Source organism: Winogradskyella sp. ECml5-4 (genome assembly GCF_036903175.1).
Classification (GTDB): domain Bacteria; phylum Bacteroidota; class Bacteroidia; order Flavobacteriales; family Flavobacteriaceae; genus Winogradskyella; species Winogradskyella damuponensis.
In genome coordinates this window covers 1-2,748 of record NZ_JAYJLF010000044.1, presented here as the reverse complement: position 1 = coordinate 2,748, position 2,748 = coordinate 1, and the positions used below count along the sequence as shown (strand labels likewise).

3 protein-coding genes are annotated in these 2,748 nt (G+C 30.1%); all 3 read right to left on the bottom strand.

The genetic code is table 11. The annotated features are described in order from the left end of the window. Window positions 1-323: 323 nt before the first annotated feature. Entirely contained in the window at window positions 324-1,139 is an 816-nt protein-coding gene (locus VDP25_RS17460) for a hypothetical protein (RefSeq protein WP_334471895.1), read from the bottom strand. Between the two features lie 214 nt (window positions 1,140-1,353). Further along, window positions 1,354-2,130: a hypothetical protein gene (locus VDP25_RS17455; RefSeq protein WP_334471893.1), complete on the bottom strand. Its 777-nt coding sequence runs from the start codon at window positions 2,128-2,130 to the stop codon at window positions 1,354-1,356. Continuing rightward, window positions 2,127-2,606 carry a hypothetical protein gene (locus VDP25_RS17450; protein ID WP_334471891.1) on the bottom strand — a complete coding sequence of 160 codons (480 nt, stop codon included), beginning with the start codon at window positions 2,604-2,606 and terminating at the stop codon, window positions 2,127-2,129. The genes VDP25_RS17455 and VDP25_RS17450 overlap by 4 nt, the downstream gene beginning before the upstream one ends. Window positions 2,607-2,748: the final 142 nt, after the last annotated feature.

Below are 2,748 nucleotides of genomic sequence, written 5' to 3'. Positions count from 1 at the left end.
TTAAAAAAATACGCTGAAAAATTGTTTCGGGACAGCACGAGATATTTGCAGAAAACGCAACGACCTTTGTGCGTTTAGTTCTCCAAGAAAAAGTTTTTCGAGCTAAAAGTTAATAGATAAAAACTAAATTTCGGACAGCATTTCAAATTGTAAATACTAACGAAAAAACGCTCGGCACGTATTGTTGCTAACGGTCTCGTATATGATTTGTTGCGTGGTTTAAGCAACTAATTTAGTAAATAATTACCGGCCAAGAAAGTCCGCGAGGACTTTCGTAAGTAGGCGAGAAGCCAGCAATAAATTATATACGGTGTTAGCCACAGTTATTTTTCTTCCTCAATATTTATCATTAAAAACTTATCATAAAATTCCATATTCGCATAAGTATTAATGTTTACCATAATTTTTTTAGAATATTTAAAGCAAAGATTTTTAACCATATTTGTTTCATAATCCTTAATGTCATTGCTAGTATTAAAACTATATGAAGTTGAATGTAATAAAGCACTTGATAAATCATAAACGAGATTATACTCATCTTCTAAGTTTGTTAATTTTGCTTTTTCTTTCCAAGTTCTAATATCTTTTAATTCTTTAAATACTTTTGAGTATTGATTATTAAAATTAAATAGCTTAGAAACATTTTCTTTTTTAACAAGTTTTTTTGCAATTTCAGTTTTCGCTTTTTCAAAAAGTTCAAGTCGTTCTTGATATTCTGGTAATACTTTATTTTCTAGATGTGATTGTGTGTAACCATAGCCAAACCACTTGAAGTTTCCACAAAACATTGTATATTCTAAGTCTGCTCTATCATCAAGGTCTTTAATTGCTTTTTGATACTTTGCTTTAGTTATCTCGATATCTTCACTTTTGTCACTACCGTTTTTAATAATGTCCGTAGTTTTACTGTCTTCTAATTGATATTTTTTCATAATTAGAATTTCCTTTTTAATACGCTCAATAAATTTGTTCGTTTTATCTAATTGATGGTTATAGATTGAGTAAAACAACTTATGTGTATATTCTGGTTCATTAACCAAAAGTTCACTTTGAATGAGAGTTTCAAGAACATATCTTAATGAAGAATAATTTTCAATTAAACTCGAATTTTCTTTCAATATCAATTTTTGTATTGACATTATTTTTTCAACGATACTTAATGAAAGATTGTAAATTTCGTTATTTTCTATAGAGAAGAAGAACGCTTTTTTTCTTTAATGGAATCAGCAAAATCATTTTCTGCTTTTATTAATTCTTCGAGACTTTTTTCAATATAATTATCCATTTTCAGGTGAGTGATTTTTTAATTGTGGCTAACGGTCTCGTATAACCGCAGTAGCTGTTTTTTAAAGATTAATTTTCAGATTTAGATTGATTATTGTTTTCTTCGTTAACTTCAAGTTTAGAACTAATTCCAGCTATTGCGGTTATACATTGTTGGGCGTTAGTGCTTTCTTTGTCATTTTCGGATTCTACTTCTCTTAAAGTCATTATGTCAATTTTCTTGCCGTCAGTTTCAATTGTCAGTACTCGACAGTGTTTGTTAGCAGGATTGTCAACTAACGAAACTTCTTCTAATTCCATTTCAGTTATTACTCGGCAACATATCTCTCCATTATACAACTTGCCTTTTAAATGACTACACTTTCCATATTTTTCATTGCAAATTGAACAATGACTTTTTTTAATTATTCCTCCCGCACTTTGAAAAAAGAGATTTGGGAACAAAAGCTTTTCATAATTTGCTAATCTTTCTATATACCCTGTTTCAGATTCAAGTTCAAAAGGATAATTTCTTACTACAGTTCCGTAAGTAACTTGAGCGTTAACAAGATTTCCCCAAGCTTCACTCATTTTATCTTGTTTAATGTTTACCAACATCTGTAGCTCGTATTGCAAGGCTAAAAGAGAATTATCTATACAGTAAACTAAATTAGCTTCGTTTTCTAATTTTCGTTTTTTAAAGTCTTCTTTAAGTTGTGATAGTTCTTGTCTGTAATTTATCAAATTGTCTATTTCATCCTTTTGGATTTCAATTCCGATTGTGATAAACGCTTTTTTTTGAACCCTTGAAGCAACTTCATTAAATTCTTTAATTAATAAGTTTGGATTTTCTATAAAGACCATCATTTCATTGCCTTAATAACCTTTTCTAAACCTTTCAAACCCTCGACATCTCCTTTGTAATTAATCTTTTTTAATTTACCCTTTTCTTTCGTTTCGATATGAAATTCCACGTGTGTTTTCTTTTTTCCAACGGTTCCTTTTAGAGCATCGTAAACGTAATTTGATAACACATTCAACGCAACTGACACGACAGCAGAATTTTCTGTGATGGTAGACAAACTAAAGAATATTGCAGGCAAATAAATATCTGCGTTTTTTCTACTTCTGTATAGTTCAGTGTCACCTCCAAGAACGGATAATTCCAATTCATTTAATTTAAAATGCTTATTCAATTCTATCATATTATCCGTAAAAATGAATTCAGCTTTCTTTTCGGCAGTCGACAAATTCTCTGGAAAAAAAGAAATCTTATCAGGTAATGATAGATTCAATTTTTCAAGTTTGTCTTCAACTTTATACTCTTCTATTGTGTAGCTCATTTGTTTTTTCCTGCATTACGCCCAACGTGTTTGTATATGGTTTGTTGCGTGGTTTAGCACGTAATTTAGCAAATAAAAACCGAATAGAAAATCCGCGAGGATTTTCGTAAGTAGGCTAGAACTAGCAATAAATTATATACGG